Origin of the sequence: Solibacillus ferritrahens (assembly GCF_037027585.1) — a bacterium.
Classification (GTDB): domain Bacteria; phylum Bacillota; class Bacilli; order Bacillales_A; family Planococcaceae; genus Solibacillus; species Solibacillus ferritrahens.
On the sequence record NZ_JAXCLE010000006.1, the window covers coordinates 20134 to 46640 of the forward strand.

26 protein-coding genes are annotated in these 26507 nt (G+C 37.2%); 24 read left to right on the top strand and 2 right to left on the bottom strand.

The genetic code is table 11. The features are described from left to right. The first annotated feature begins 71 nt into the window (after positions 1-71). Entirely contained in the window at positions 72-518 is a 447-nt protein-coding gene (locus SNE38_RS07415) for an immunoglobulin-like domain-containing protein (protein ID WP_336046214.1), read from the top strand. Between the two features lie 43 nt (positions 519-561). Here the strand turns inward: SNE38_RS07415 and SNE38_RS07420 are convergent, their stop codons facing one another. After that, the gene (locus SNE38_RS07420; protein WP_336046215.1) at positions 562-1149 is read right to left on the bottom strand and encodes a DUF3885 domain-containing protein; all 588 of its coding nucleotides are present in this window, start codon (positions 1147-1149) and stop codon (positions 562-564) included. Positions 1150-1499: 350 nt separating this feature from the next. On the opposite strand from SNE38_RS07420, the gene SNE38_RS07425 reads away from it, so the two are divergent. The 23 genes from SNE38_RS07425 (at position 1500) to SNE38_RS07535 (ending at position 25192) form a co-directional block, all read left to right on the top strand. Then, the gene (locus tag SNE38_RS07425) at positions 1500-3383 is read left to right on the top strand and encodes an N-acetylmuramoyl-L-alanine amidase (protein ID WP_336046216.1); all 1884 of its coding nucleotides are present in this window, start codon (positions 1500-1502) and stop codon (positions 3381-3383) included. Between the two features lie 220 nt (positions 3384-3603). Continuing rightward, positions 3604-4236, top strand: a complete 633-nt coding sequence (locus tag SNE38_RS07430; RefSeq protein WP_336046217.1) for a DNA-binding response regulator — start codon at positions 3604-3606, stop codon at positions 4234-4236. Positions 4237-5202: 966 nt separating this feature from the next. After that, positions 5203-5514: a PadR family transcriptional regulator gene (locus tag SNE38_RS07435; RefSeq protein ID WP_404829011.1), complete on the top strand. Its 312-nt coding sequence runs from the start codon at positions 5203-5205 to the stop codon at positions 5512-5514. After that, positions 5514-6050 carry a DUF2812 domain-containing protein gene (locus tag SNE38_RS07440; RefSeq protein WP_336046218.1) on the top strand — a complete coding sequence of 179 codons (537 nt, stop codon included), beginning with the start codon at positions 5514-5516 and terminating at the stop codon, positions 6048-6050. Before SNE38_RS07435 ends, SNE38_RS07440 begins: the two co-directional genes overlap by 1 nt. Before the next feature lie 161 nt (positions 6051-6211). Then, positions 6212-6748 (top strand): DUF2812 domain-containing protein, encoded by a 537-nt coding sequence (locus SNE38_RS07445; RefSeq protein WP_191703587.1) that lies wholly within the window; start codon positions 6212-6214, stop codon positions 6746-6748. A gap of 14 nt (positions 6749-6762) precedes the next feature. Continuing rightward, a complete protein-coding gene (locus SNE38_RS07450) occupies positions 6763-7665 on the top strand; it encodes an ABC transporter ATP-binding protein (protein ID WP_191703586.1) in 903 nt (300 codons plus the stop codon). Beyond that, positions 7649-8890 (top strand): ABC transporter permease, encoded by a 1242-nt coding sequence (locus tag SNE38_RS07455; RefSeq protein ID WP_318247684.1) that lies wholly within the window; start codon positions 7649-7651, stop codon positions 8888-8890. The genes SNE38_RS07450 and SNE38_RS07455 overlap by 17 nt, the downstream gene beginning before the upstream one ends. A gap of 111 nt (positions 8891-9001) precedes the next feature. Beyond that, on the top strand, positions 9002-10198 hold the full coding sequence (locus SNE38_RS07460; RefSeq protein WP_191703584.1) for a class I SAM-dependent rRNA methyltransferase: 1197 nt from the start codon (positions 9002-9004) through the stop codon (positions 10196-10198). A 15-nt stretch (positions 10199-10213) separates the two neighbouring features. Beyond that, positions 10214-10402, top strand: coding sequence for a hypothetical protein (locus SNE38_RS07465; RefSeq protein WP_191701867.1), 189 nt, complete (start codon positions 10214-10216; stop codon positions 10400-10402). 176 nt (positions 10403-10578) lie between these two features. Next, entirely contained in the window at positions 10579-11187 is a 609-nt protein-coding gene (locus tag SNE38_RS07470) for a TetR/AcrR family transcriptional regulator (RefSeq protein WP_336046219.1), read from the top strand. A gap of 83 nt (positions 11188-11270) precedes the next feature. After that, positions 11271-12005, top strand: a complete 735-nt coding sequence (locus SNE38_RS07475; RefSeq protein WP_191703582.1) for a glucose 1-dehydrogenase — start codon at positions 11271-11273, stop codon at positions 12003-12005. A gap of 319 nt (positions 12006-12324) precedes the next feature. Further along, positions 12325-13110: a transporter substrate-binding domain-containing protein gene (locus SNE38_RS07480; protein ID WP_191703581.1), complete on the top strand. Its 786-nt coding sequence runs from the start codon at positions 12325-12327 to the stop codon at positions 13108-13110. Between the two features lie 34 nt (positions 13111-13144). Then, entirely contained in the window at positions 13145-13810 is a 666-nt protein-coding gene (locus SNE38_RS07485) for an amino acid ABC transporter permease (protein WP_191703580.1), read from the top strand. Positions 13811-13822: 12 nt separating this feature from the next. Then, positions 13823-14566, top strand: coding sequence for an amino acid ABC transporter ATP-binding protein (locus tag SNE38_RS07490; protein WP_318247683.1), 744 nt, complete (start codon positions 13823-13825; stop codon positions 14564-14566). Positions 14567-14728: 162 nt separating this feature from the next. Beyond that, positions 14729-15775, top strand: coding sequence for a 2,3-butanediol dehydrogenase (locus SNE38_RS07495; protein WP_191703579.1), 1047 nt, complete (start codon positions 14729-14731; stop codon positions 15773-15775). Positions 15776-16181: 406 nt separating this feature from the next. Further along, entirely contained in the window at positions 16182-17348 is a 1167-nt protein-coding gene (locus SNE38_RS07500) for an ABC transporter ATP-binding protein (RefSeq protein WP_191703578.1), read from the top strand. Continuing rightward, a complete protein-coding gene (locus SNE38_RS07505; protein WP_191703577.1) occupies positions 17345-17980 on the top strand; it encodes an ABC transporter permease in 636 nt (211 codons plus the stop codon). Before SNE38_RS07500 ends, SNE38_RS07505 begins: the two co-directional genes overlap by 4 nt. A gap of 10 nt (positions 17981-17990) precedes the next feature. After that, positions 17991-18917, top strand: coding sequence for an osmoprotectant ABC transporter substrate-binding protein (locus SNE38_RS07510; RefSeq protein ID WP_191703576.1), 927 nt, complete (start codon positions 17991-17993; stop codon positions 18915-18917). Next, positions 18917-19624, top strand: a complete 708-nt coding sequence (locus SNE38_RS07515; RefSeq protein WP_191703575.1) for an ABC transporter permease — start codon at positions 18917-18919, stop codon at positions 19622-19624. Before SNE38_RS07510 ends, SNE38_RS07515 begins: the two co-directional genes overlap by 1 nt. Before the next feature lie 252 nt (positions 19625-19876). Beyond that, on the top strand, positions 19877-21328 hold the full coding sequence (locus tag SNE38_RS07520) for an aldehyde dehydrogenase family protein (protein WP_191703574.1): 1452 nt from the start codon (positions 19877-19879) through the stop codon (positions 21326-21328). Between the two features lie 471 nt (positions 21329-21799). Next, on the top strand, positions 21800-22996 hold the full coding sequence (locus SNE38_RS07525; RefSeq protein ID WP_191703573.1) for an HD-GYP domain-containing protein: 1197 nt from the start codon (positions 21800-21802) through the stop codon (positions 22994-22996). A gap of 112 nt (positions 22997-23108) precedes the next feature. After that, the gene (locus SNE38_RS07530; RefSeq protein ID WP_336046220.1) at positions 23109-24284 is read left to right on the top strand and encodes a PqqD family protein; all 1176 of its coding nucleotides are present in this window, start codon (positions 23109-23111) and stop codon (positions 24282-24284) included. Between the two features lie 128 nt (positions 24285-24412). Next, complete coding sequence (locus tag SNE38_RS07535; RefSeq protein WP_336046221.1) at positions 24413-25192, top strand: helix-turn-helix domain-containing protein; 780 nt, start codon at positions 24413-24415, stop codon at positions 25190-25192. 67 nt (positions 25193-25259) lie between these two features. Here SNE38_RS07535 and SNE38_RS07540 read toward each other — a convergent pair whose 3' ends face one another. Further along, the gene (locus SNE38_RS07540; protein ID WP_191703570.1) at positions 25260-26501 is read right to left on the bottom strand and encodes an erythromycin esterase family protein; all 1242 of its coding nucleotides are present in this window, start codon (positions 26499-26501) and stop codon (positions 25260-25262) included. Positions 26502-26507 lie beyond the last annotated feature (6 nt).

A 26507-nucleotide genomic window follows, 5' to 3' on the forward strand; every position in this document is an offset into this window, starting at 1 on the left:
CTGTTAATAATATTCTGATAAATGGTCAAATTCAATAAAAAGTTCTTTCCATATAAAGGTGGGCGAGGTATGTGAAAAAAATAGTTATAGGATTGACTATAGTGATTTGTCTACTAACAGCTTGCTCGCAAAAACAGGATAGTGAGCCTACACCTTTTGTGACTCTTAATAGTCTGGATAGTGTAATGATGACTACAAAACCTGGAACTGTTACACCTACTGGATTAACCGTAATAATTGATAATCGTTCAGGTGAAAGATTACTTTATGGACAATATTTTTTCGTTGAAAAGAAAATCGGGGACAATTGGTATAAGGCCCCAATACTTGAGGACGCTTACAGTTTTATTGATTTAGGACACAATGTAGCACCGTTACAATCAGTAGAATGGGTAGTGGATTGGGAAGGATATTACGGTGTTCTAGATAACGGTGAATATCGTATTTTAAAGGATTTTCGTAATTCCAAAGAGACGGATGAAATCTATCATTTGGCAGCTGAGTTTATCGTTCAATAAGGAAAAGCTGAAAGGTGGATGTGCCCATACTTTCAGCTTCTATCTATCCTTCAAACATACGAGTGATGGCTTCTCTATCATAATCCAAGATCCAATCATTATATTGCTTATACAATGGTCTGAGCGTTTCAACATCACTTCCTAAAACATCACAACCCCGGTCATCATATACATGGAAAATGGTCTGTGTGCGTTTATTCAGTATGTATACACGATGAGGAATATTCGGTTTAACGCCTAAATCTGAATTAACAACCGCCCGCAATAATTTTAAAACTGCAATCTCTTCAGTTTTGCAGGCTATTTCAAAGCGGTAAATTAAAATCTCTTCCATTTCATATGTAGTCATATCGATACGAAAGTGTTGGCTTCTATTTAAAAAAGGGGTTAAATTTTTTCGTTTCAAATCTACTTCCAATACATCCATGACTATAATGCATTCGTCATCGGGTCTATGCAAATTGTTATATAACGTTGCGGCACGTTCATAACTTCCTGCTAAGTATTTCATATGATCGTTATCATCTGTGTCTCCCAGTTCAAAGCGGATTGCAGGTTCCCATGAATAAAATAAACCCGGCATTAGCTTCAAATTTGAAAAATAACGCTCTAAAAATAGCGAATTCTCCAATCGAATCTTCCTTTCTAGTAACAATTATGAAAAAATTCTTTTTCGTCTATACTATCACAATGATATTTTTGGGTTTATTTTTAGATTGCAGAAACTATCGTAGGAAAATTGGAATCCTAGGATTGACTTTCTAAAATGGCTAAAAAACGGCGGAAATACCTAATTTTAGAGGATACGAAATGTACTATTTACCCGATTAATTTCCTCTATAAACAAAAATTTTATCGGATGTAATCATTTTGTAACTATACTGTAACAAGATTTTGATATTAAATATGGTTTTACCTCTATTTATTTCCTTATTTCTACTATACAATGATGGAGACAGCTTATGAAAGGATAGGGAAACAATGAATCAAAAATTGATTACATTGGTTGTTGCAATCTTCCTCGTTTGTACACTAGCTGTTACACCGACATCAGCTAAAGTAGTATTTGCAGATGTTGCGACAACCGATGCCACTTCCGAAGAAATCCAATACTTAATTAGCTTAGGTGCTATTAAAGGATATCAGGAAAATGGCAAAACATATTATAAACCAAACATGAGTGTGACTCGTGCACAGGCCGCGAAAATGGCAGTTATTGCTGCAGGTAAAAGTCCACTGAAAGTAAGTAAGTCTTCTTACTCGGATGTTTTGGTCGGTACAGAGCAATCCACTTATATTGAACGAGCTAAACAGCTTGGATTGTTTTCTGCAAAGTCTGGAAAATTTTCTCCTAATGCACCCCTGTCACGTGAAGAAATGAGCCATGTATTAGCAGTGGCTTTCAATTTAAATGTCAATGACTACAAGGACTTAGCGATTGTTTTCCCAGATGTAACGACATCGAATACATATGCTTCTTATATAAAAGCAATTTATTATAACGGGATTACAAAAGGAAATGATGGCAAATATATGCCAAAAAGCTCAGTAACACGAGCGCAGTTTGCATCGTTTATCGCGCGGGCAAAAAGTGATGAATACCGTCTTGCATTACCAGATCAACTTGATGCAGTAGATGTGACACAAGTGATCGGTTTAGTATCAGTAACGACTGATGGCTTAAATGTTCGTACTGGTCCGAATACGTCAAGCAAAGTAATTGGAAGAGTTAATACAGGCGGTAAATTATCCGTTTATGCAGTAGAAGGAAACTGGTTAAAAGTATCTTATCAAGGTTATTACGGCTATATTAGTAAATCATATGCCAAATTCCTTGAACAAGATGGTAATGCAATTGGTCCATCAATTAAGGCTGTCACAGCAAGTGCAACATTGAACCTATATTACAAACCAACTTCTTCTTCAAAAAAAATAACGCAAATTTCAGCTGGAGCAGCATTGTCTGTTTATAAAGAAATCGGCGGCTATTATTTAACGACTGTCGACGGAGTACCTGGCTATATTGTAAAAGAAAGTACGACGGTTGTAGGGGGATCTGTTGTAGAACCTCCAAAAACGGATGTAGATGATCATCCAATCGCGACAACAAATACAATTGGTAAAGTGACAGTTACGGGCTTAAATATGCGTCAAACAGCATCAGGCTCATCCAAGACAATAAAAAAATTATCAAAAGGCTCAGTTATTGCGGTTCATTCGATTAACGGTTATTGGGCAAAGGTAACAGCAGGTAAAGATACAGGCTATGTTCATAAATCATATATCAAATTGATGAATGAAAAAGGCAGTGCTGTAAAAGACCGTATTATCATTCTAGATCCAGGTCACGGCGGTAAGGATCCAGGTGCCGTTAACTCAGGTCATACGGAAAAAGCGATTGTATTAAAAGTTTCTAATCTTGTAAAACAGAAGCTTGAAGCAGACGGTGCGAAAGTACACATGACACGTACAGGCGATACGTATCCATCATTACAAGAGCGTGTGAAATATACGCAGGACAAGTTTGGTGAAATTTATGTAAGCCTTCATGTAAATGCTGCAACATCTTCAAGTGCAAAAGGAACAGAAACGTACTATAGCATTACAACGGGTGACCAGTATGAAGAAGATAAAAAGCTTGCCACATATATTAATACAGAAATTGTAAACAATGCGAATATGAAAAATCGCGGCGTTAAAGAAGCGCAATACTATGTAACGCGCAATATGATTATCCCTTCTGTATTAGTTGAGCTTGGATTCATTTCAAATGCTGAAGACCGCAAAAAATTAGTAGATGATAAGTATGTAGAAATCTATGCACAATCCATTTATAACGGGATTGTCGATTACTATAAAAAATAGCAGTATAGTGAAAAACCGGTTTCCTTAACAGGGAATCGGTTTTTTTGGTTATAAAGATTGACAAATTTATGGGGATTATTAAACTGAAAATAGTTATCTCCGTATTACCCCTGGAACGAGCCTCAAACAGCTTCCACATTCATCCTTTACTTTTTATCTACATTAAAATTTATACTGGAGGGAAATTTCTATGAGTTTTGAAGAAGAATATCAAGTTTTTTTGAATACACACATACAGTCGAGAACGGGAGAAAGGCTGCGCCGATTAAAAGAAGGTCACAATCAGGCGGAAATGCTGTTTTTAAAACAAGTGTGGTGGCCGATTTATTACCATTTTAATTACCTTCATCCTGAATATGAAGTGGATGATTTTAAAGACGGCAAAAGGTATTTAGATTTTGCCTATATCCGTCCCGGTATCCGGATATGCTTTGAAATTGACGGGTATGGTCCCCACTTAAAGAATATAAGTAGATGGCAATTTGCAGACAATCTCGAACGCCAAAATCAATTAGTAATTGACGGATGGAAGGTAATTCGTTTTTCTTATGACCAAGTGAAAGAGAAGCCTCGGCGATGTCAACAGATTGTGCAGCAAGTAATTGGACAATGGCTGGGTGATGAACTGGACCGGACAGAATTGACCTATTACGAAAAGGAAGTTCTTCGGCTGGCAGTTCGAAAAGGGGAAGCCATTTTCCCGAAAGAAGTCTTCGCATGTTTGAAGCTAAGTGACAAAACCGCAAGAAAAGTCTTATCTCAACTAGTCGAGAAGAAAATGCTTATCCCCGCATCTGGCACGAAGAGAGTCCGTTCATACCGATTGGGAAATCACATTAAGCACCCAATCTAAAAAATAAGGGGAGAAATTCCGCTTATTCAGTAAAAAACTTAAAAATGTGCCCAAATAACGGAAGAAATTTCCCTTATTCATTCAAAAAACGCAAAAATGAACGCTTAAAACTAAAATAACGGAAAAACCTTCCCTTATTTTCCGCATAAACTGTCCCAAGTCAGCAAATAGCGGTAGAAACTCCGCTTATTTTTTAAACAGTTCATTCTTAACGGTTGGGAAATCACATTAAGCACCCAATCTAAAAAATAAGGGGAGAAATTCCGCTTATTCAGAAAAAAACTTTAAAATGTGCCCAAATAACGGAAGAAATTTCCCTTATTCATTCAAAAAACGCAAAAATGAACGCTTAAAACTGAAATAACGGAAAAACCTTCCCTTATTTTCCGCATAAAACGGTTCAAGTCAGCAAATAGCGGTAAAATCTCCGCTTATTTTTTAAACAGTTCATTCTTAACGATTGGGAAATCACATTAAGCACCCAATCTAAAAAATAAAGGGAGAAATTCCGCTTATTCAGTAAAAAACTTAAAAATGTGCCCAAATAACGGAAGAAATTTCCCTTATTCATTCAAAATACGCAATAATGAATGCTTAAAACTAAAATAACGGTAAAACCTTCCCTTATTTTCCGCATAAAACGGTTCAAGTCAGCAAATAGCGGTAAAATCTCCGCTTATTTTGCGTAATGCGATGCTATTGTTCGCTACCGATTCTAACGATCACGCTTTCATATGAACCAAGTATTGAACAATATGAAAAAATGATTTTTTCAGGAAATAGAGGGGCTACTGGTGCTTCCCTCAACGATACATGTCCCCACATTGGATGTTTCCGCAAGTAACTCTGCTCGTTTATCAGTTTTTATCTTTATTTCCAAAATTTTGTTGACACAATATATCAGCGTCCGATATATTATATATCAAGAGCCGATATATCAGATGTCGATAGAACGGGGGGATTTTGTTGCAGCAACCTTTAACAGAGGGGGTTTATTATATTTTGTTAGCACTATATGAACCACGCCACGGCTACGGTATTATGCAGATCGTTGAGGAATGGAGCGATGGGCGTGTAAAGTTAGGCGCGGGAACAACGTACGGTGCACTGAAAAATTTACAGGAAAAGAAATTTATTGAAACTTTAGCGGGGGAAGGACGGAAAAAAGAGTATGTCATTACATCGCTTGGCAAACAGATTGTCGAAGCTGAAGTTACCCGCATTAAAGAGCTCTATAACAATGGAAGAAAAATTATAAAAGCGGAAGGGGATTTGTGATGCGCAAGTTTAAGATTTTCATGGATGATGCAAAAGAAGAGCAGTGGATTAATGACATGGCAAGTCAGGGTTGGCATTTCAAAAGTTTCAACTTTCCGCTTTATTCCTTTGACAAGGGTGAACCAGCAGAATATGAGTATCGTACAGAAATGCTTGAAGGATTTGGCTACGGTAAAGCGGCAAATGAGTATTTAGACTTTGTTCAAAGTACAGGGATAGAGGTTGTGCAAAAAAGATTTAACTGGGTGTATTTCCGTCAGCATAAAAGTAAAGGGAATTTTGAGCTGTATAGCGATCAAAGCTCGAAGCTGTCATATGTAAATCGCATTTTTACTATATATAGCACTTTGGCGGTATTAAATTTAATTGCTGCTATCATAAATGGATCAGTTTTGCTGCTTGATGAAAGCCTACGCTTTAATAGCTTTATAGCCGGCCTAAACACAGGGGTTTTCATTGCACTTTTATACCCGCTAGCAAAAACAGTTTACCGTAAACAAAATTTAAAAAGAGAAATAGCAATGTATGAAAAATAATAGGGTCGCTACTTTACCTGATCCGGGAGAAAATTTTTACAAAATATTGAAACTTTAACGAGGGAAGCACGTAAAAAGGAGTATGTCATCACATCTTGGCGAATTGGAAACTTCCCGCATTAAAGTGCTTTATGAAACGATATAAGCAAAGGGGATATGTGATGCGTATATTTAAGTTTTTCTTTGATGATTCGAAAGAAGAGCAATGGATTAATGACATGGCAAGTAAGGGCTGGCATCTTAAAAAAATACGATTTTCATTTTATTATTTTGAGCAGGGAGAGGAAGGTGAATACGAGTACCGTCTAGAAGTACTTGATCACTTTCTTAAAGGAAAAGATGTGAAAGAATACTTGGACTTTACGGAAAGCGCTGGAATCGAGCTTGTTCAGAAACGTTTAAACTGGCTATATTTTCGCCGGCATAAAAGTAAAGGACCATTTGAATTATATAGTGATGCGTCTTCCAAGTTAACGTATTTCAATCGAATGCTGTCGATATATTATCTATTAATATTTATTAATTTCCTGGCGGTCTGTACTAATGGTGCGTTTGCGTTGGTGGAACTTACGTATGATTTAAATTTCTTCATCAGTGTTATGAATTTACTCGCTGTGCTCTTACTAATCGTTCCGACAATCAATGTTATAAAGCGAAAACGTATTTTAAAAAAAGAAATGGCTATGTTTGAAAATTAAGGAGGGAAATGAGAATGGTGTTACAACTAAAAGATGTTACAAAGAGATACAGAGATTTTGTGGCAGTCGACCGGCTTAATTTTACAATTGAAAAAGGTGAAATTTTCGGGTTAATCGGTCAAAATGGAGCTGGAAAAACGACGACATTCCGTATGATTTTGGATTTGCAGGATACGACGGAAGGCTTAATTACGTGGGACGGGCAACCGATTAAATCCGTCGATCGTGATATTTTAGGCTATTTACCGGAAGAGCGCGGCATTTTCCCACAAATGAAAGTTGAAGAGCAATTGTACTTCTTCGGTGAGCTTCACGGTATGGATAAAGCGGTAATTAAAAAGGATATCGATTTCTGGATTCAACGCTTTGATCTGGAAGAAAAGCGCAATGTAAAAGCAGAAACACTTTCAAAAGGTAATAAACAAAAGGTACAGCTTATTGCAAGCTTTATCCATAAACCGAAGTTTTTAATTTTGGATGAGCCGTTTAGTGGGCTGGACCCAGTTAATATGGAGTTGCTGAAAGATGCGATTCTTTATTTACGTGATCAAGGAATGACGATTTTATTTTCAAGTCACCAAATGGATAATGTCGAGGAGCTGTGTGATCATCTATGTTTATTAAAACGTGGTGAATCATTGTTCTCCGGCTCATTGCTCGATTTGAAAAAGCAATACGGCAAAACGAAATTAACAGTGCGAACAGACAAATCGTTTGAAGAGTTAAGCAAGTTCCCTGGTGTAGTTCATGTGAAAATGGAGCGTGACTCACAGGCAGTACTGACTTTGGAAGACGAATCTTATGCACCTGCTATTTTCGATTTACTTTCCAATGGAGGCTATATGGAAAAGTTCAGTTTGGATTATTTATCATTGCATGAGATTTTCAAAGAGAAAGTAGGTGCTGGTCTTGTCTAAATTTATGGTACTTGTCAAACAACTGTATAAACAAAAAGTATCAGCTAAATCATTTATATTAACTACATTACTTTATTTAGTCGTCCTTGCGGGGATTATGTACTGGTCTGAAATAAGAGACTTGATTTTCTCTGGCGATGCTGACACGATTGCAGTTGTAAATGAAACAAATTTTGATGTATCGGAAGTACTGCAAAATACAGATGATTACGAATACGAATATGTAACAGCAGGTGAAGTCGCCGAGAAATTAAAAGACGGGGACTATTATGCGGCCTTTACATTAACGGATGCAGACGGAAAACTGGCAGCAAAAATTGAATCCTATGACCCGTTACCGTTAAATGATCAGCAAAGCTTTCAAGGTATGCTAAGCCAAGCAGGTCAAATTTATGCGATGAGTCAATTAGATTTATCACCGGAGCAACAGCAACTTTTATTATCATCTGAACCAATTATTACATTAAATTCGATTAATGAAGCAGCAGCAGATGGGAAGTCCGCTGATGAAAAAATGGCTGGTGTATGGATTTCATATGCAATCGGTATTATTATTTATATTTTTGTCGCAACCTATTTATCAATTATTACGACAGACGTGGCTTCAGAAAAAGGGTCACGTGCACTAGAAATGTTACTTGTAAGTGTAAAGCCTGAAATCCACTTCCGTTCGAAAATCGTTGGTGTATTTTTAGTAGCACTTACACAGTTTATCATCCTATTTGGTGGCTTGCTGTTACTGCTCCGCTTCTCGGACGGGGGTAATAAATGGTCCATCGTAACGAACTTGCTTGATTCGATGTCAATCGGCTATTTCCTGTATGTTATGGGATTCTTATTCTTAACAATCTTTATGTATTTAATCATCGGGGCACTATTCGGTTCACTTGTTTCAAAGGTAGAGGAAGCAGGTCAAGTGATGATGCCGGCAATGATGCTGACTCTTGTAGGGTTCTATGTAATGCTTACAGGTATGGGCAATCCAGATACGATGCTAATTAAAGTATTCTCGTACATTCCATTTACTTCGGGAATGGTTATGCCGATGCGTTTAGGTGCAACAGATATAAGTGCGATCGAACCAATTATTAGCTTCGGCTTGTTGTTGGGTACTGTATTAGCGTTATATTTCCTGAGCCTATCATTCTACAAACGAAGTGTTTTAACATATTCTTCGGGTGGTATTATTGAAAAAATGAAAACAGTATTTAAAGTGACGACTTAATGGTGTGAGTAGCTATTGTCCGTCATTCGTAGTAAACTAAAGAAGTACGGAGAGATTTGTATACACAAATCTCTCTTTTTTTGAACGAAAAACAGTAGTAAGGATGAAAACATGAGAAAAAAAGTAGAACTACAAGTAGATGCAAAAGCAATTAAAGATTTAACTAACGGCTATCCACTCATTTTAAAAGATGCGATTGTAACTAATGAAGTATCAATTGAAGAAGGCAGCCTACTGCATTTAGTCGATAAAAATGGCGGCTATATTGCAACAGGCTATTACGGTGAACAAAATAAAGGGATTGGCTGGGTTCTTTCCCGTAAAGAAAAAGAGCAGATTGATGTTAAGTTTTTCACGAAAAAAATTCGAGAAGCTGCTGAAAAGCGCGCAGATTTCTTTGCATCAGAGGATACAAGCGCATTCCGTGTATTCAATGGTGAAGGCGATGGTATTGGTGGCTTGACGATAGATTTCTTTAACGGTTTTTACATGGTGAGCTGGTATAGTGAAGGCATTTATTCATTCCGCGAAGAAATTTATGAAGCATTAAAGCAAGCAGTCAATACGCGCGGTGTGTATGAAAAACTACGCTTCAATACGAACGGCCAATATATCGATCAAGATGATTATGTAACTGGCGAAAAAGGTGAGTTCCCGTTAATTGTGCAGGAAAATGGCATGAATTTTGCGGTCGATTTAAATGATGGCGCAATGACAGGTATTTTCCTTGATCAGCGTAATGTACGCAAAGCTTTAAGAGACAGCTATTCTCTAGAGAAAACGGTATTAAATACATTCTCTTATACAGGTGCGTTTTCTGTAGCAGCAGCACTTGGTGGCGCGGCTGGCACAACGAGCGTAGATTTGGCTAAACGAAGCTTGCCGAAAACAATCGAGCAATTTAGTGTGAATGGAATTGACTTTGAATCACAAGATATAAAAGTAATGAACGTATTTGATTACTTTAGCTATGCGGCTCGTAAAGGCTTGAAGTTTGATGTTGTGGTCCTTGATCCACCAAGCTTTGCCCGTACGAAAAAGATGACATTCAGCACGGCTAAGGATTATCCGAAGTTGTTGAAGGATGCATTAGCTATTACAAATGACAATGGGGTTATCATTGCCTCAACAAATAACGCAAGCTTTAATATGAAAAAGTTCAAAACGTTTATCGACAAAGCGTTTAAAGATGCCGGTACTCGCTATAAAATTCTGGAAGAGCATCAATTACCGGAAGATTTTACGGTGCCACACAACTTCCCGGAATTCAATTATTTAAAAGTTGTCATCATACAAGTGATCAACTAAATGGAGTGATTTTATATGAAATATAATAAAACGATAATGCTAAAACTTATAAATGAACATCGCGAGCTACATGATGAATTAAAGAAATTAAAATCAGAAATGGGTCTTGAGAAGAACTTTGCTGTTAAAGCATTATATCATTCAGCTGTGGCAGAAGATGGCCCATACATGAAAGATTATCAGGATTTAGAAAGACTACGTTAATATTTACATCGCAACGATTTACTATAATTGTTGCGGTGTTTTTTTATGTTGTTTTATATAAATAAAATTTTATTTTTTATTCCGAGTAACGGCTCTCAAATAAAAGAGCATCATCATGTTAAAATAAGGCTATAATAAGCTTATTGAGGGGAATACCATTGAATAAAAGAGAACTAATGAAGCAACAACGCCGAGAACAAATCATCGAGGTAGCTAAAGAAATGATATTAAAAAATGATGTGCAGCAAGTTCAATTACAAGACGTAGCTAAAGAGGTAGGGATTGGCATAGCAACCTTCTATCGTTATTTTGCGAATAAAGAACTTCTAATATTAGCTGTTCATAATGAAATAATTTCGCAAATGAATCTCGAGTTAGAACGGATTGTTAGCGAATCTTCGTCTGCGTATGAACAAATTGAACGTATTTTAACGTATTATATTGATTTAATTGATGATCCACAGCATCAGTTTATAAAGTTTTTCAAGGCAATCGAAGCATATAAACAAATGCCGCAGGATTCGAACGAATATCATGATTATATTAAAGTTCGAAGAAAAATGGCACATGTGTTATATCTTATTGCAAAGAAGGGAGAGAAAGATCAGTCTATTCGAGAAGGTATAGACATTCCTGAATATGTTTTTACGGTTGTTCAAAATATAAGTTACTTTACGGTAGAATCTTTTTTAACTGAACACGACCCAGAACTACCGGTAAAACTTGATCCAAAAAAGCAATTACAATTAATTAAAGAAATGTTTTTAAATTTTATTAAATCTTAAGTTTGACGTGTGTGTGAAATATTGTTATTGTAAAGATGATAAAGTGATAGTCGACTATCACTTATTTAGAGGAGGAAATTTATATGTCTCGTTTATCAGGTAAAGTAGCTATAATCACAGGTGCAGCACAAGGTATGGGTGCAGCACACGCAAAAGCATTTGTAGAACAAGGTGCAAAAGTAGTGTTAACAGATTTAAATGAAGAAAAAGGTAACGCATTTGCATCAGAACTAGGTGAAAATGCCATCTTCGTAAAACAGAATGTTACTTCTGAGGAAGATTGGGCAAATGTAATAAAGAAAGCAGAAGAAGCTTTTGGCCCTATTAATGTATTAGTAAACAACGCTGGAATTTCAATGGCTAAAAACATGTTAGAAATGTCTTTAGATGAATACATGAAAATCGTAAATATTAACCAAGTATCTGTTTTCCTAGGCATGAAAGCAGTAGCTGCTTCAATGATGAAAGCTGGCGGCGGCTCTATTGTCAACATTTCATCGATCAACGGCTTAGTTGGTGGTGCAGTAGGTTATACAGATACTAAGTTTGCTGTTCGTGGTATGTCAAAAGCTGCTGCATTAAACTTAGCGCCGATGGGCATTCGTGTAAACTCAGTACACCCAGGAGTAATTGCCACTCCAATGATTATGCAGGAAGATTCTAAAGCGGCTATCGAAGAGTTTGCAAAACATATTCCTCTAAAACGCGTATCTCAACCAGAAGAAGTGTCGCAATTAGTAGTATTCTTAGCTTCGGACGAGTCTAGCTACTCAACAGGTTCTGAATTTGTTGTAGATGGCGGAATTACAGCTCAATAAAATGTACAAAAGTTCTGCATTCCAATGTTTGGAATGCAGTTTTTTTATGGGAAAATAATTGACTTCCTCCTAAATTCCATTAAATATTTTAGAATTTTATTTTATTTTTTTATGATTCGGTAATGATAAATTTTCTACCTATAGCAATAATATCTGCGAAACGAACCATTTTACATTGAATAATTATGCAAAGAGTGTCAGGTGCCGTATAGGTGTCTGGCACTTTTTGTTTGAGTGGACACCTAAAGGGGTATTCACTTTTATTGTAAGGTACTTAGCAAAAGATCTTATAAATTTATGAAAGGGAATGGTAGGAAATATGCAGTTTAATAAAAGAATCATATTCATTTTCAGTTTACTCGCGGTTTGCTTCTTATCTGCTTGTGCCGAGAAAGAGAAGCTTGCCGATGGATCTGAACTGATACATAAAGGTCAGTTTGTTTTTGCTGCTTCTGGCGAATTTAAGCCATTTAGTTTTGTAAATAATGAAGATCTTAGCATGTCAGGCTTTGATATTGAAGTTGGCGAAGCAATCGCAAAGGAACTAGGTCTTGAGCCTGTTCAAAAGCGGATCAAATTTAAAGGAATTGTAGAAGGAGTCAAAACTGGCCGTGCAGATGTAGCTGTTGCCAGCCACACGATTAATCCTCAGCGAAGTAAACATGTTTCATTCAGTACCCCCTATTACTATTCCGGACCGCAAATTTTCACCAGACCAGAAAGTGAAATTGAGACTGTTGACGATTTAGCGGGAAAGGAAGTAGCAGTAGCAAAAGGTTCAACCTATTCTGATACTGCCTCCAAGTATACAGACAATATAAAAACCTATGACAGCGATATCACAGCTTTGCAAGCATTAAACAGCGGACGTCATGATGCGGTAATTACCGATTTTGTTACCGGTAAAAATGCTGCAAAAGAAGGCTTTAAAATTGAGGGTAGACAGTTAATTGAGCGAAGTGAACAAGCGATTGTACTGCCACAGGATAACCCGAACCTTTTGAAGCGAGTTAACGAGGCGCTGGAAAATCTCCGGGAAGATGGAACACTCACAAAAATCAGTATGAAATATTTTGGTGAGGACATTACAAAAAAACCGGAATAATTCAATTTATTAAAGAAGAAAGGACGTATGTACAGTGCCAAGTTTTTCACATTTTTTTGAAGTATTAATAGACACAAAAGATGTTTTTCTTAAAGCCATGCTCCTAACATTAGAGCTGACGGTTGTATCCATCCTGATAGGGATCGTAATTGGACTTTTCTTTGCTTTAATGAAAATTTCTAAAATAAAAGTATTAGAACTCATTTCAGATGTATATGTTTTTTTAGTTCGAGGAACACCGTTGATTGTTCAAATCTTTATTCTATACTTCGGACTTAGCGGGATTTTCCTGATTCCAGATTTCTGGGCTGCTTCACTTGCTTTGGCATTACATAATGGCGCTTATATTTCTGAAATCCTTCGTGGGACAATCCAAGGAGTCGACAAAGGTCAGATGGAGGCAGGACGCTCTTTAGGGATGACCAAAGTTCTGACATTAAGAAGAATTATTCTTCCGCAGGCATTCCGCCGAGCGCTACCTCCTCTTGGTAACCAATTTATTATCGGTTTGAAAGATTCTTCGTTGGCCGCATTTATCTCCATGAATGAACTCTTTAATGTAGCGACAACACTAGGGTCCAATAATTTTGATGAAATGACTTATTTACTCATTGTAGCAGTCTACTATTTAGTACTGGTAGCATTGTTAACATTCATAGTAAACCGATTAGAAAAGAAATTAGCAATTAGCGATAGGTAGGAGGCAAGACCGATGGAAGCAAAGGAAATGATTAAAGTAAACCAATTGAATAAGTCATTTGGTGAGTTGCATGTATTAAAAAATATCGACATGACCGTTTACGAAAGCGATGTTGTTTGTTTAATAGGATCAAGTGGTTCAGGGAAAAGTACTCTTCTTCGCTGTCTAAACTTTTTAGAAAGAAAAGATAGTGGCAGTATTATTATAGAAGGTAAAGAAGTCGATCCTAGCAACGACGATTTGAATAAGATTAGAGAAAAGGTCGGAATGGTGTTTCAGCATTTCAACCTATTCCCTCATAAAACCGTTTTGGAAAATATTATTGAAGCTCCGGTTATGGTAAAGGGCGTTGACAAAAAAGTCGCAACGTCTAAAGCAAAAGAATTACTAGAAAAAGTAGGCTTGGAAGATAAGGCCGATGTCTTCCCTAATAAACTATCAGGCGGGCAAAAGCAACGGGTAGCCATTGCAAGAGCACTTGCAATGGAACCAGACATCATGCTTTTCGATGAGCCGACTTCAGCACTTGACCCAGAGCTTGTGGGAGAGGTTTTAACTACGATGAAAGAACTGGCTAATGAAGGAATGACGATGGTTGTTGTTACGCATGAAATGGGATTTGCTAGAGAAGTAGCCGATTGGATTGTGTATATGAACGATGGGGAAATTATCGAGCGCGGCGATCCTGAGCAATTTTTCGAACATCCGAAAGAGGAGCGAACTCAAGAGTTTTTAAAAACAACAATGTTGAAATAAACATCGAGGGTCCTGTCTAAATATTTAGGCAGGATCTTCTTTTGTAATTCTGCGGATCATGTTTACTTAAAGTTAAAAATAAAAACCAAATAATAATAATCAAAATAGCCAATACTAAGAAAAGTTTGGTTTTAAATTATTTTTACTAAGGGAGCTAAGTACATGAAAGCATTAAGATGGCACGGTGTAAAAGATATACGAGTAGAGGACATTGAAGAACCAAAGGCAGAGAAGGGTAAAGTTAAGGTTAAAGTGGAGTGGTGCGGAATTTGTGGGAGCGATTTACACGAATATACGGCAGGGCCAATCTTTATTCCAATAGAAACACACCCGTTAAGTGGCGACAAGGCACCGATTGTATTGGGACACGAATTTTCCGGACATGTGGTAGAAGTCGGTGAGGGTGTAACAAAAGTCCAGGTTGGTGATCGTGTTGTCGTCGAACCGATTTATGCTTGTGGTGAATGTCAGTCCTGTAAACAGGGTAAATATAACCTTTGTGTAAAAATGGGGTTCTTTGGCTTAGCTGGAGGAGGCGGCGGATTTTCAGAATATGCGAATGTTCCTGAAGTCATGCTTCATAAAATTCCTGATAGCGTTTCCTTTGAACAGGGAGCACTCGTAGAACCATCTGCCGTTGCGTTATACGCGGTAAAGCAAAGTACTTTTAAAGTAGGAGATAAAGCGGCTGTATTCGGGGCAGGACCAATTGGCTTATTAATAATAGAAGCATTAAGAGCTGCGGGGGCATCCGAAGTTTTTGTAAGTGAAGTTTCTGAGGAACGAAAGCAGAAGGCAGCGGAATTTGGCGCAACTGTCATAGATCCAAAAGAAGTCGACGTAGTAGAGGAAATCCGTAAACGTACCAATGGTGGAGTAGATGTATCCTTTGAGGTTTCCGGCGTCGATCCAGTATTAACGCAGTCCATTAATGCCGTGAAAGTTGGTGGAGAAGCGATGATTGTAAGTATTTTTGAAAATAGAGCTTCTGTTGATCCAAAAGATATTGTACTAAACGAACGCAATGTAACAGGAATTATCGGATACCGCGATGTATTTCCAGCGGTAATTAGTTTAATGGCACAAGGATATTTTTCAGCTGAGAAAATTATTACGAAAAAAATTAAACTAGATCAAGTCGTTGAAGAAGGATTTGATGCTTTGTTAAAAGAACGAAATCAAGTAAAAATTCTTGTTAAGCCAAATTAAATAATTGAGGAAACATTGACTTTCCAGTTTAACGGAATTCGTCTAAAGGAGCATTTTCGATATTCGAAATGCTCCTTTTTAATTTATTTAGTTCATCAATGTCTTACAAAATAATTTGATTAGTCATTTTGTCATTGTCTAATCTGATAAAAAACTAAACTAACTGATGGTTTTATTTTTTCAGTTATATTATATAATAGATTGTAAAGCAACTTAATTTAAATGTTAAGTTGTTACTTTTGAGCAATATATTAATTATCCCGTTCGATTGTACGAAACATTTGTAATGGTTTGTAATCTGCTTGTAATGGGTATTTTAATGCAGGTTGCTTAAGCAATATAAGAATTATGTGAAATCCTTAAGGGGTTTTAAAATTCTAATTTTGATGAAAAGGAGTGGTATTGTATGCTATCCATACAAAATTTAACGAAAACTTACCGTGGTAACAAAAAGGCGGTAGACAATTTAAGTATTGATATTGAACAAGGCGAATTTATCGTCTTTATCGGAACAAGCGGCAGTGGTAAAACAACCGCACTCCGTATGATTAATCGCATGATTGAGCCGACCAGTGGCAAAATCATGATGGATGGAATGGATTTATCCAAAATGAATCCAGTGCAGCTTCGCAGACAAATTGGCTATGTTATTCAGCAAATAGGTTTAATGCCACATATGACCATCCGAGAGAATATTACCCTCGTACCAAAACTCCTAAAATGGGATAAACAAGAAAAGGACAAAGTAGCTGAACGTTTAATCGGACTTGTAAACCTACCTACCTCATACTTGGATATGTATCCTGCCCAATTATCCGGTGGTCAGCAGCAGCGAATCGGTGTTATACGTGCATTGGCGGCAAATCAGGACATCATTTTAATGGATGAACCATTTGGTGCATTAGATCCAATCACACGTGACACACTTCAGGACCTAATGAAAGATTTGCAAGTGCGCCTTGGCAAAACCGTTATTTTTGTAACACATGATATGGATGAAGCGATCAAGCTGGCTGACCGAATTTGCATTATGCACGAAGGGAAAGTAGTTCAGTTTGATACACCAGACAATATATTAGCAAACCCCGCAAATGATTTCGTACGCGATTTTATTGGCTCCCACCGCCTAATTCAAAATAAACCAAGCGTCAAAATAGTAGATGAAGTAATGATACAGCCTATCTCCATTACAATTGAAAAAAGTCTAGACGATGCACTTCGTCTGATGGTATCAAAACGGGTTGATACGTTATTCGTGACAGATGCTGACAAACGTTTGATAGGTTATTTAAACGTTGATAGTTTTACAGGTCCGCAACGAACACAGCAAAGTATTAATGAAGTATTGCAACGAGAGGTTATATACGTTAAAACCGGGACAAAACTTCAGGATTCTGTCCGCCGTATTTTAAAACGGAACCTTCAAAACATCCCGATAGTCGACAACGACCACAAACTAATCGGATTAATTACCCGTGCTAATATTGTTGATACGATTTATGACACGATTTGGGGCGACGAGGAAGAAAATAAAAATGCTCTTCTTGTAACTCGAGAGGAGAATGTTCAATGATAGCCTTTTTTACTGAAAACAGCAGTGACATACTATTAAAAACATGGGAACACTTTTATATTTCCATTATTGCATTATTTCTTGGTGTAATCTTCGCGATTCCTCTTGGTATATTTTTATCTAAAACCAAAACAATAGCAAAAATTGTATTAGCCATTACAAGTGTTTTCCAAACATTACCTTCTTTAGCCATTTTAGCTATTATGATTCCATTTTTAGGTGTTGGGAAAGTACCGGCAATTGTTGCTTTGTTTATTTATACTTTACTTCCAATTCTCAACAATACTTATATCGGACTGAAATCTGTCAATGCCGATTTGCGTAAAACGGGCATTAGTATGGGGATGACGCCATTGCAGTCTATATGGATGGTGGAATTGCCTCTAGCAATCCCGGTCATTATGGCAGGTGTACGACTATCTGCTGTTTACGTCATTGCTTGGGCAACACTTGCATCGTATATCGGGGCTGGTGGTTTAGGTGATTTCATTTTTAACGGTTTAAACCTCTATCAAACAGAACTAATTATTGGCGGTGCAGTACTTGTTACGGCATTGGCACTGCTCACTGATTTTATATTGTCTAAAGTAGAGATTTGGACAACACCAAAAGGACTAAAAGTAGAGAAATGAGGCTAACAGGATGAAAAAAACGATTCTTTTATTCGGGAGTATACTGCTGGCATTAAGTTTTCTTGCTGGCTGTTCGATTGGCGGTGATCAGGCAAGCAATACTGAGAAAATTAAGATTGCAAGTGTTGTCACAACTGAATCACAAATTATGGGCTATATGCTCAAACATATGATTGAATATTATTCAGATGAACAAGTAGAAATTATTAATAACCTTGGTTCCAGTACTGTTGTACACCAAGCAATGATCAAAGGTGACGCAAACATCTCTGCAACACGTTATACAGGTACAGACATAACGGGTGCTTTAAATGCGGAACTTATAAAAGACCCAGCCGAGGCATTGGCCTTTGTGCAAAAAGCGTTTCAGGAAAGATACAATCAAACTTTCTTTGACTCGTATGGCTTCGAAAACACATATGCGTTTATGGTAACGCAAGAAACAGCGCAACAATATAACCTCAATAAAATCAGTGACTTGGCTGCAATCGCTGCTGATATTGAAGCAGGTGTTGATACATCTTGGCTAAGTCGTGAAGGTGATGGCTTTAAGGCTTTTGTCCGGGAATACGGATTTCAGTTTAAACGTACATATCCAATGCAAATTGGTTTAGTGTATGATGCTGTACAAGCAGGTGAAATCGACACTGTCCTTGGGTATACAACAGATGGCCGTATTGCGTCATATGACTTAAAGGTTCTTGAAGATGATTTGAACTTCTTCCCACCTTATGAAACAAGCGTGCTTGCAACGAATGAAATTTTAGAGGCAAAGCCAGAACTAAAAGGCATTCTCCAGCGTTTAGTTGGCAAAATTTCTACAGATAAAATGCAGGAATTAAACTATTTATCAGATAATAATTTATTAGAACCCTCTGTAGTAGCAGAAAATTTCCTGATCGCAAATAATTATTTCAGTAATGAGGAGGGTGACTAATGGAAGATTTATCGCAATTAAATACATTTGAACAGCTTTTCTATTATTTCAAGGAAAATGGTCTATATGTACTTGAATTATTTTTTACGCATTTTTACATTTCAGTATACGGTGTATTGCTTGCTGCAATTATTGGAATTCCAATCGGCATTTTTATCGCCAAGAATATGAAGCTAGCAGGGTTTATCATTACATTGGCAAATATTATTCAAACGATTCCGGCACTAGCTTTAATGGCCATGATTATGCTGGTACTCGGTTTAGGAAAATCAACGGTTATCGCAACGGTATTCCTTTATTCATTGCTACCGATTATTAAAAATACGTATACTGGCATTACTACCATTAATAAAAGTTTAACGGATGCGGGGCGCGGTATGGGGATGACACGTAGACAAATTCTCTATATGATCGAACTGCCGTTATCTTTATCGATAATTATTACAGGTATCCGTATTGCACTAGTTATAGCAATAGGGATTACGGCAATTGGCGCATTCATCGGTGCGGGCGGATTAGGAGATATCATTATCCGCGGTACGAACGCAACGGATGGTACAGCCATAATATTGGCCGGTGCAATTCCGACGGCGTTAATGGCGGTCATTGTAGATATAGGTTTGGGCTGGCTGGAGCGCCGTTTCGACCCAGCAAAACGTCAAGAGCGGCTTAATAAAGCCTCTATTTCTAATGCAGGAGTGGAGTAATCCATCTTTTTACTTTTCGCTAGTTTTATTTTGAATTAATTAAAGAGCGCTTTAAATCCTTGAATCATAGGATTTAAAGCGCTTTTTCATTTTTGTGAAATTTCTCTTGTATTAAACGTGGGAAATTGTAAGCCCTTAAGAGGAAAACAATGTATGGAGTGAGGATTATTACTAATACTAATCGGGAAGAAGTGTTGAAGTAAAAGATAAGTTTAAGTTATGCAGCAAAAGGCTTTGGAAAGGATGGTACTTATGTATAAAAAATTTAATAAACAATATATTGGTGGCGAATGGATAGAAGGAAATAGCGACAGAGTGTATGTAGATCAGAATCCTTATAACGAGGAAACGATTTCGGAAATTCGATTGGCAAATGAAAAGGATATAGATAAGGCATATCAAGCTGCCAAAGAAGCCCAAAAAGAGTGGGAACAGGTTAATCCTTATCAAAGACAAGCTATTATAGAAAAGGCTGCACAAATAGTAGAAAGACGAAGAGATGAAATTGTAAAGGTATTAGTAGAGGAGAATGGGGCTTCCTATACGAAAGCAAACATTGAAGTTTCTGCCGCAATAGGAATTATGAAAGAATCCGCTACATTCCCTCTTCGAATGCACGGGCAAATCATGCCATCTATCATTCCTGGGAAGGAAAATCGAGTATTTCACAATCCTGCAGGGGTAGTGGGTATTATTAGTCCATTCAATTTCCCATTTCATTTAACAATGCGTTCCCTTGCGCCAGCTTTGGCAACTGGTAATGGGGTAGTGCTTAAGCCAGACTTGCAAACAATGATTTCAGGGGGTCTCATTCTAGGGGAAATTTTTGAGGAGGCTGGAATTCCAAAAGGCTTATTTAATATTACGGTTTGTAGCTCTTCTGAAATTAAAGATGCTTTTATTGAACATCCCATTCCGCAGATTATTTCTTTTACTGGTTCTACTCCTGTAGGGCGGCATATTGGGGAGCTTTGCGGAAGACATCTTAAGCGGGTAGCTTTAGAGCTTGGTGGGAACAATGTCATGATTGTACTAAAAGATGCCGATGTACAACGAGCAGCAGCTTCTGCAGCCTTTGGGAAATTCCTGAATAGCGGACAAATTTGTATGTCGCTGAATCGAATTGTTGTCGAGCGCCCAGCATACGAAGCGTTTATGAAGGCCTTTGTGGATAAGGCATCCCAGATTAAATATGGAGATCCCAAAAATGAGGATGTTGTTGTTGGTCCTCTAATCAACAATAAACAAATCAAACGAATACAAAATTTAATCGACAAAAGTATTGCATTAGGAGCAGAATATGCTTTGAAAGGTGAAGTTGAGGGAAATGTATTAGCTCCTACAATCTTGACGAATGTCACGAATGATATGCCGATTGCACAGGAAGAAATCTTTGGTCCGGCGGTAGGCGTAATCGTTGTAGATAGCGAAGAAGAAGCAATTCGCGTTGCAAATGACAGTGACTATGGACTAAGCGGTGCCGTTCATGCCGGTACAACTGAACGTGGTGTTGAAGTCGCGAAACAAATTGTAACGGGAATGATTCACGTCAACGATCAGGGGGTAAATGACGAACCAATTGTTGCCTTTGGCGGAGAAAAAGCTTCAGGCTTAGGTCGATATGGCGGGGAATGGGCAATTCATGAATTTACAACAACGAAATGGATTTCCGTTCAGACAGACCCAAGGGAGTATCCGTTTTAATAGGTAAAAATAAAGCGTCGGATAGAGAGAGTTAATCAAATGTTAAAATAGAGATAATTGGTATAGTTAAATAATGATTGCTATTTGTAAAATTAGGTGGTATTATCGAGAGTACTAGGTCCTAATCGCGTTTCGCGGTTAGGGCTTTTTTATATTTATTAGAGAAAATTGCGCTTTCAATTAAAGTTTTTTATCGATTTAAACGGGTTCTTATAAACTCTCGTTTAAAAGGTAAAATAAGAATTGGGTGGGTTTGTAATAAAAGTAGTATTGTAATATAAGATTCCCGTTCAATGGAAATAAAATGGGTTCTTTTACTTATCCATTTAACGAATACATATTAATAGATTAAATTAATGAAATATTGGAAAAATAGTATTTAGACATATAGAACTAAATTCTAAAATCATGTTATAATTGGGCTATGCAACATAAGGTCTATTGATTGGTAAAAAAATTGCGAGGTAAAATATGAAGAAAACATCTTTGTTACAAGAAGAAAAACGTTCAACAATCCTTTTTTTATTTCTATTTTATACTGTGTTTTATATATATGATATTTTTTATTATAAATTATTCCCAACATTTCCATGGCTCGATGTAGGTACTGCCAGTACGATATGGTACGAGTTTATGTATGTGAAATATGGAGTTATTACTGGGATTATACCTTTGTCCATCTATTTGATTAAAAAAAATAAAATAGAATATGTGAAATATATAGTGTTTTTTGGTTATTTTTCTACTAATCTAATCTCTGATATATTTTATTATAAAGATAGTGCTCTTGTGTATACGAGTGGAAACTTAGTTGAAATTATTATAATTCTGTTCTCACCTATATTTGTAAATAAAAAATTTACATATTTTGTATCATACGGTCTAATTCTTAAATATATTTTAGTTGGTATATTTACACAAGAACCAGTTGTTATTTTTCCGATTATTATTATGATGGTGTGTTCATTTATTGCTTTTCTTCTACTTTATCGTATTTTAAATTATATTAAAGCATTGAAATATTCGTATGACGAACAACTAGAAGGTATTGTGAAAGGGGTAATTGCAACGCTTGAATTAAAAGACCCATACACACGAGGGCATAGTGAACGGGTTGCTGCATACGCGATGAGCATGGCAGAGTCGACGGGAAAATTTAAACCTTCTGAATTAAATTATTTTTATTATGCTTGTCTATTACACGATATTGGAAAAGTTAATATACCGGATTCTATTTTGACAAAATCTGGTGGATTAACAGACGAGGAATATGCTATTATTAAAACACACCCGGTTGTTGGAGCTGAAGCTATTCGTGATGTTGAGGGGATTGCTGATAATATTGACGTAATCTATCATCATCATGAAAGATGGGACGGGAAAGGTTATCCAGATGGACTGGCTGGGGAAGATATTCCGTTTCTTGCCAGAATTACAGCGGTTGCCGATGCGTTTGATGCGATGACTTCTTCCAGATCCTATCGTCCTGCACTTCCATTTGAAGTTGCATATGAACGAATAGTTGATGGACAGGGGAGTCAATTCGATCCACAACTTACAGAATTATTTAAACAGATATACCCTGATTGGTTACAAATTTCTAAAACGTATTCTAAGGGTGTGGACTTGAGAGGAGGAAAAAAGAGTGAAAATTCGCAAACTAAATAAAATTAAAGTTACTTGCTTCTGGTGTTTCCTTATACCGAGAGGATAAGTACGGTATGACCCTAGGATGCTATAATTTTAGCATCCTATTTTAATTTATAAAGGAGGTTATCCGTTGAAGGTATCCTTGGAATCCGAAATAACATTATATCCATTATCCATTCAAAAAGATAAAAAAAATTACATCGTGGAGGAGCCGATTTCCGGTGACTTCTTTGAATTGCCTGAGATAAGTGTTGATGCAATCAGACGTTTGGATAAAGGTGAAGGGATGGCCGAGATTGAAAAAGTTTTAAAAGAATTTTATCCTGAGGAAGAAGTAGATATTATAGAATTTGTGGAACAATTGGTCGAGTTAGGCCTTGTTCAAGAAGTAGATGGGGTGCAAGTACATAGAGGAAAAGAGAAGCAGGCTAAATCTGAAGGTGGTTTTTTATGGATTCCACAATGGGTTGGACGTTTGTTTTTTAATCGAAAAATAAACAAGGTATACTTACTTCTGCTAGCAGCGAACATATTTATTCTTATACTGAATCCAGAACTTTTCCCTCATTACAAAGATATATTCCTGTTCGACTCTATGGTGCTAAATGTCCTTACATATCTATTGATTTCTTTAGTGTTAATTGTAATTCATGAATTCGGGCATATCCTTGCCATTAGGTCGCATGATTTACCGGCTAATTTAAGTATCGGGAATCGGCTCATATTTATTGTATTTGAAACTGACTTGACTCAAGCTTGGAAGCTCGACCCTAAAAAGAGGAATATCTTATATCTTGCTGGCATGTCTTTTGAACAGGTCATTCTTTTCCTTTCATTTGTCTTTATGCTTCTTTTTCCGGATGCATATTTTGTAGGAATCCTTAGCATCATCGTGTTGGACATTTTTATTAAGACCGTATATCAATGCTGCTTCTATATGAAAACAGATGTATATTATGTAGTAGAAAATGCAACGGGGTGCTATAACCTAATGGAGAGCGGCGAAATCTATTTAAGTTCATTCTTTAAGAAATCAAGGATGGACCATAAAAAGGTGTTCGAGGATGAATGGAATTTAATTCGTATATATAGTGTGTTTTACATAATTGGAGTTTTTTTAACGTTATTTTTGACAGTTTTGTATTTTATACCACAGCTTTATTATATGTTTACTACCATTTATTTGAATATTATGGAGGCAGGGGATCGTGCGGCGTTTTGGGATGCAATTGCATTTTTAGTACAAACGATGTTGCTGCTTATCCTGCTCGTATATTTGGCAAGGAAAAAAAGACGAGAAAACTAAATGAAACGCTAAACTTGTATGAACTCAGGTTTAGCGTTTTTTTGTGCTCAAAAAATTTTGTTTTTTTTTCAAAAGCATGTCCCTTTTCACCAATTTTTTTGACATATGTATGGTGAAGGGAGATGCAAATGATGGTATTCGATTATTTAAAAAATTATGAAACATTCAACACAGTAGCGGAAATGGATGAGGCAGTGGCACAGCACCTTGCAGCGAATGATTTAACGGATAGTGAGCGCAATATCATTTTACGCATCGCGCAGTCGGCACTTGCATATCCAGGGGCGGCTCATTTAAAGGCTAAGACAATTGCTGATAGTGTGGGAATCAGTACGAAAACGGTTTATCGCGCGGTTAAAAAAGCAGCCGAACTTGGGATAATAAGAGTCGTTGCTAGCACGAAATTGAACGGGATAAAAGGGGCGAATATTTATCAAATCTTACATGTCCCATCGGAAATGTCCGAACGGGTCCCAGCTGAAGAAGTAAATGAAATAGCGGGAATTGACAATTTTTCAGAACAACAAACTATTTCTTTTAATCTTTTTAAAACAAGCTCTTTACATGAAATATATAAATATACAGTTGATCAAATGAACGAGTGGCAAAAAATATTATATGAATTCATGAAGAGCTTGCCAATAAATGACGAGTTAAAAGATGGGTTACGAGCAGCAATTTTAGCGACACCGATACAAAACAAACGGGAGTTTACAATCGCAAAGGCTGCAATGTGGCGAATAATTCAAGATATTCATGAGGGGAAATTATCGATTCGTACAACATTACGGGCGATTTATAAAGGAGCATATGAAAAGGCCATTACACGTCCTGTTATAAGAGAAGTGGTGGAACAGCAGCAAAGTACTCGACCAGTGCCTTTTTATGATTGGTTGACAGAGCGGTGAAGGGGAAATAATTTATGCGGAACTAGTGGAAGCGCCCCAGTAGAACTCCTGGGGCACATTACCCTTACTATAAAGGACGCAAAGCAGTCGTTTGATCAATATAAATAAATGCATCGTACCTGCTACCTACTCTCGAAGGAACGTAATTACCGTATGCCTCGTAAGCAGGATCATAAACAACGCCAATTGCACGGTGACCCATCCATTCATTAAATAACTGTCTGTTTTCATTCGTAAATAAAAGTACTTTATCGTCCGGACTTGCTGCGTGAAGTTGGCCTTCCCATTTGTTTAAACTTGCCGGTGGGACTGTGATGATTTCAAAAGGGTCTCCCCAACGGTCAGCAGCAATTACTGTGCCTTCATATGTGCCAAAGCCAATTGCATAGGTATTTTCCTTTCCATATTGCTCACGGATAACTTGACCGACATTGATGAGTTGCTCATCCTTCATCGATGTTTCGGAAGCATCACCGATATGTGTGTTATGCTCCCAAACAATGATTTTCGTTTCTTCTCCGTGATATTTGTGCAGCTCATGAATTGCTTCCACCATATGATAGTCGCGTGTATTCCACGATTTTTCATCCGACATCATTTCCCTATAGTACGATTCTGCATTTTTTGCGACGAGGGCATTCATCACGACATTTAAATCTGATTCTTGCAGACTGGAAAAATGATCTTGGTGGTTACGCAATGAGCTTAACAAGCCCGTCACTTCATGAATACATGCATCAGAAAATTGAACGGCAGAAATGGCATAGTGCTCATGGCTCCTGTTGTATGGTTCGAAGCAGGAAAAAGCCTTTTTGGCATGTTCCAGATCAACCTGATGCTGCGGATTATTCGATAAAAATTTCAGTACTTCATCAATTGATTCAAACAGGCTGTACATATCGATACCATAAAAGCCTACTTTATGTTCGCGATGGGTATTAATCTCTTTTAACCATTCTGTAAATTCTGCGACTTCTTCATTGGCCCACATCCATGTCGGCCAGCGATGGAAGGCTTTCATTAAAACCTCTTTTGCTGTCCCATTTTCTGTACTGTAGCCCTTTACATATCGATTCACTGCTTGGGCGGATGGCCAGTCTCCTTCTACTGCAATGAGTTGAAAGCCTTTTTGTTCAATTAACTTTTTCGAGAGCTCAGCACGCACAGTATAAAATTCCGATGTTCCATGGGATGCCTCGCCGATCATTACAATTTTGGCATTTCCAACAGCCTCTACTATTTTATTTAAACTTGCATTGTCCAGTGGCATGGAATGTTCTGAAATAGCCTGGATTAATTTGTCTGTCATAAGAAA

Excerpts from the sequence above, each read along its gene's own strand:
- SNE38_RS07425 (WP_336046216.1), top strand. The coding sequence starts at position 1,500 with ATGAATCAAAAATTGATTACATTGGTTGTTGCAATCTTCCTCGTTTGT.
- SNE38_RS07440 (WP_336046218.1), top strand. The coding sequence starts at position 5,514 with ATGCGCAAGTTTAAGATTTTCATGGATGATGCAAAAGAAGAGCAGTGG.
- SNE38_RS07445 (WP_191703587.1), top strand. The coding sequence starts at position 6,212 with ATGCGTATATTTAAGTTTTTCTTTGATGATTCGAAAGAAGAGCAATGG.
- SNE38_RS07450 (WP_191703586.1), top strand. The coding sequence starts at position 6,763 with ATGGTGTTACAACTAAAAGATGTTACAAAGAGATACAGAGATTTTGTG.
- SNE38_RS07460 (WP_191703584.1), top strand. The coding sequence starts at position 9,002 with ATGAGAAAAAAAGTAGAACTACAAGTAGATGCAAAAGCAATTAAAGAT.
- SNE38_RS07465 (WP_191701867.1), top strand. The coding sequence starts at position 10,214 with ATGAAATATAATAAAACGATAATGCTAAAACTTATAAATGAACATCGC.
- SNE38_RS07470 (WP_336046219.1), top strand. The coding sequence starts at position 10,579 with ATGAAGCAACAACGCCGAGAACAAATCATCGAGGTAGCTAAAGAAATG.
- SNE38_RS07475 (WP_191703582.1), top strand. The coding sequence starts at position 11,271 with ATGTCTCGTTTATCAGGTAAAGTAGCTATAATCACAGGTGCAGCACAA.
- SNE38_RS07480 (WP_191703581.1), top strand. The coding sequence starts at position 12,325 with ATGCAGTTTAATAAAAGAATCATATTCATTTTCAGTTTACTCGCGGTT.
- SNE38_RS07490 (WP_318247683.1), top strand. The coding sequence starts at position 13,823 with ATGGAAGCAAAGGAAATGATTAAAGTAAACCAATTGAATAAGTCATTT.
- SNE38_RS07495 (WP_191703579.1), top strand. The coding sequence starts at position 14,729 with ATGAAAGCATTAAGATGGCACGGTGTAAAAGATATACGAGTAGAGGAC.
- SNE38_RS07500 (WP_191703578.1), top strand. The coding sequence starts at position 16,182 with ATGCTATCCATACAAAATTTAACGAAAACTTACCGTGGTAACAAAAAG.
- SNE38_RS07505 (WP_191703577.1), top strand. The coding sequence starts at position 17,345 with ATGATAGCCTTTTTTACTGAAAACAGCAGTGACATACTATTAAAAACA.
- SNE38_RS07510 (WP_191703576.1), top strand. The coding sequence starts at position 17,991 with ATGAAAAAAACGATTCTTTTATTCGGGAGTATACTGCTGGCATTAAGT.
- SNE38_RS07515 (WP_191703575.1), top strand. The coding sequence starts at position 18,917 with ATGGAAGATTTATCGCAATTAAATACATTTGAACAGCTTTTCTATTAT.
- SNE38_RS07520 (WP_191703574.1), top strand. The coding sequence starts at position 19,877 with ATGTATAAAAAATTTAATAAACAATATATTGGTGGCGAATGGATAGAA.
- SNE38_RS07525 (WP_191703573.1), top strand. The coding sequence starts at position 21,800 with ATGAAGAAAACATCTTTGTTACAAGAAGAAAAACGTTCAACAATCCTT.
- SNE38_RS07535 (WP_336046221.1), top strand. The coding sequence starts at position 24,413 with ATGATGGTATTCGATTATTTAAAAAATTATGAAACATTCAACACAGTA.
- SNE38_RS07540 (WP_191703570.1), bottom strand. The coding sequence starts at position 26,501 with ATGACAGACAAATTAATCCAGGCTATTTCAGAACATTCCATGCCACTG.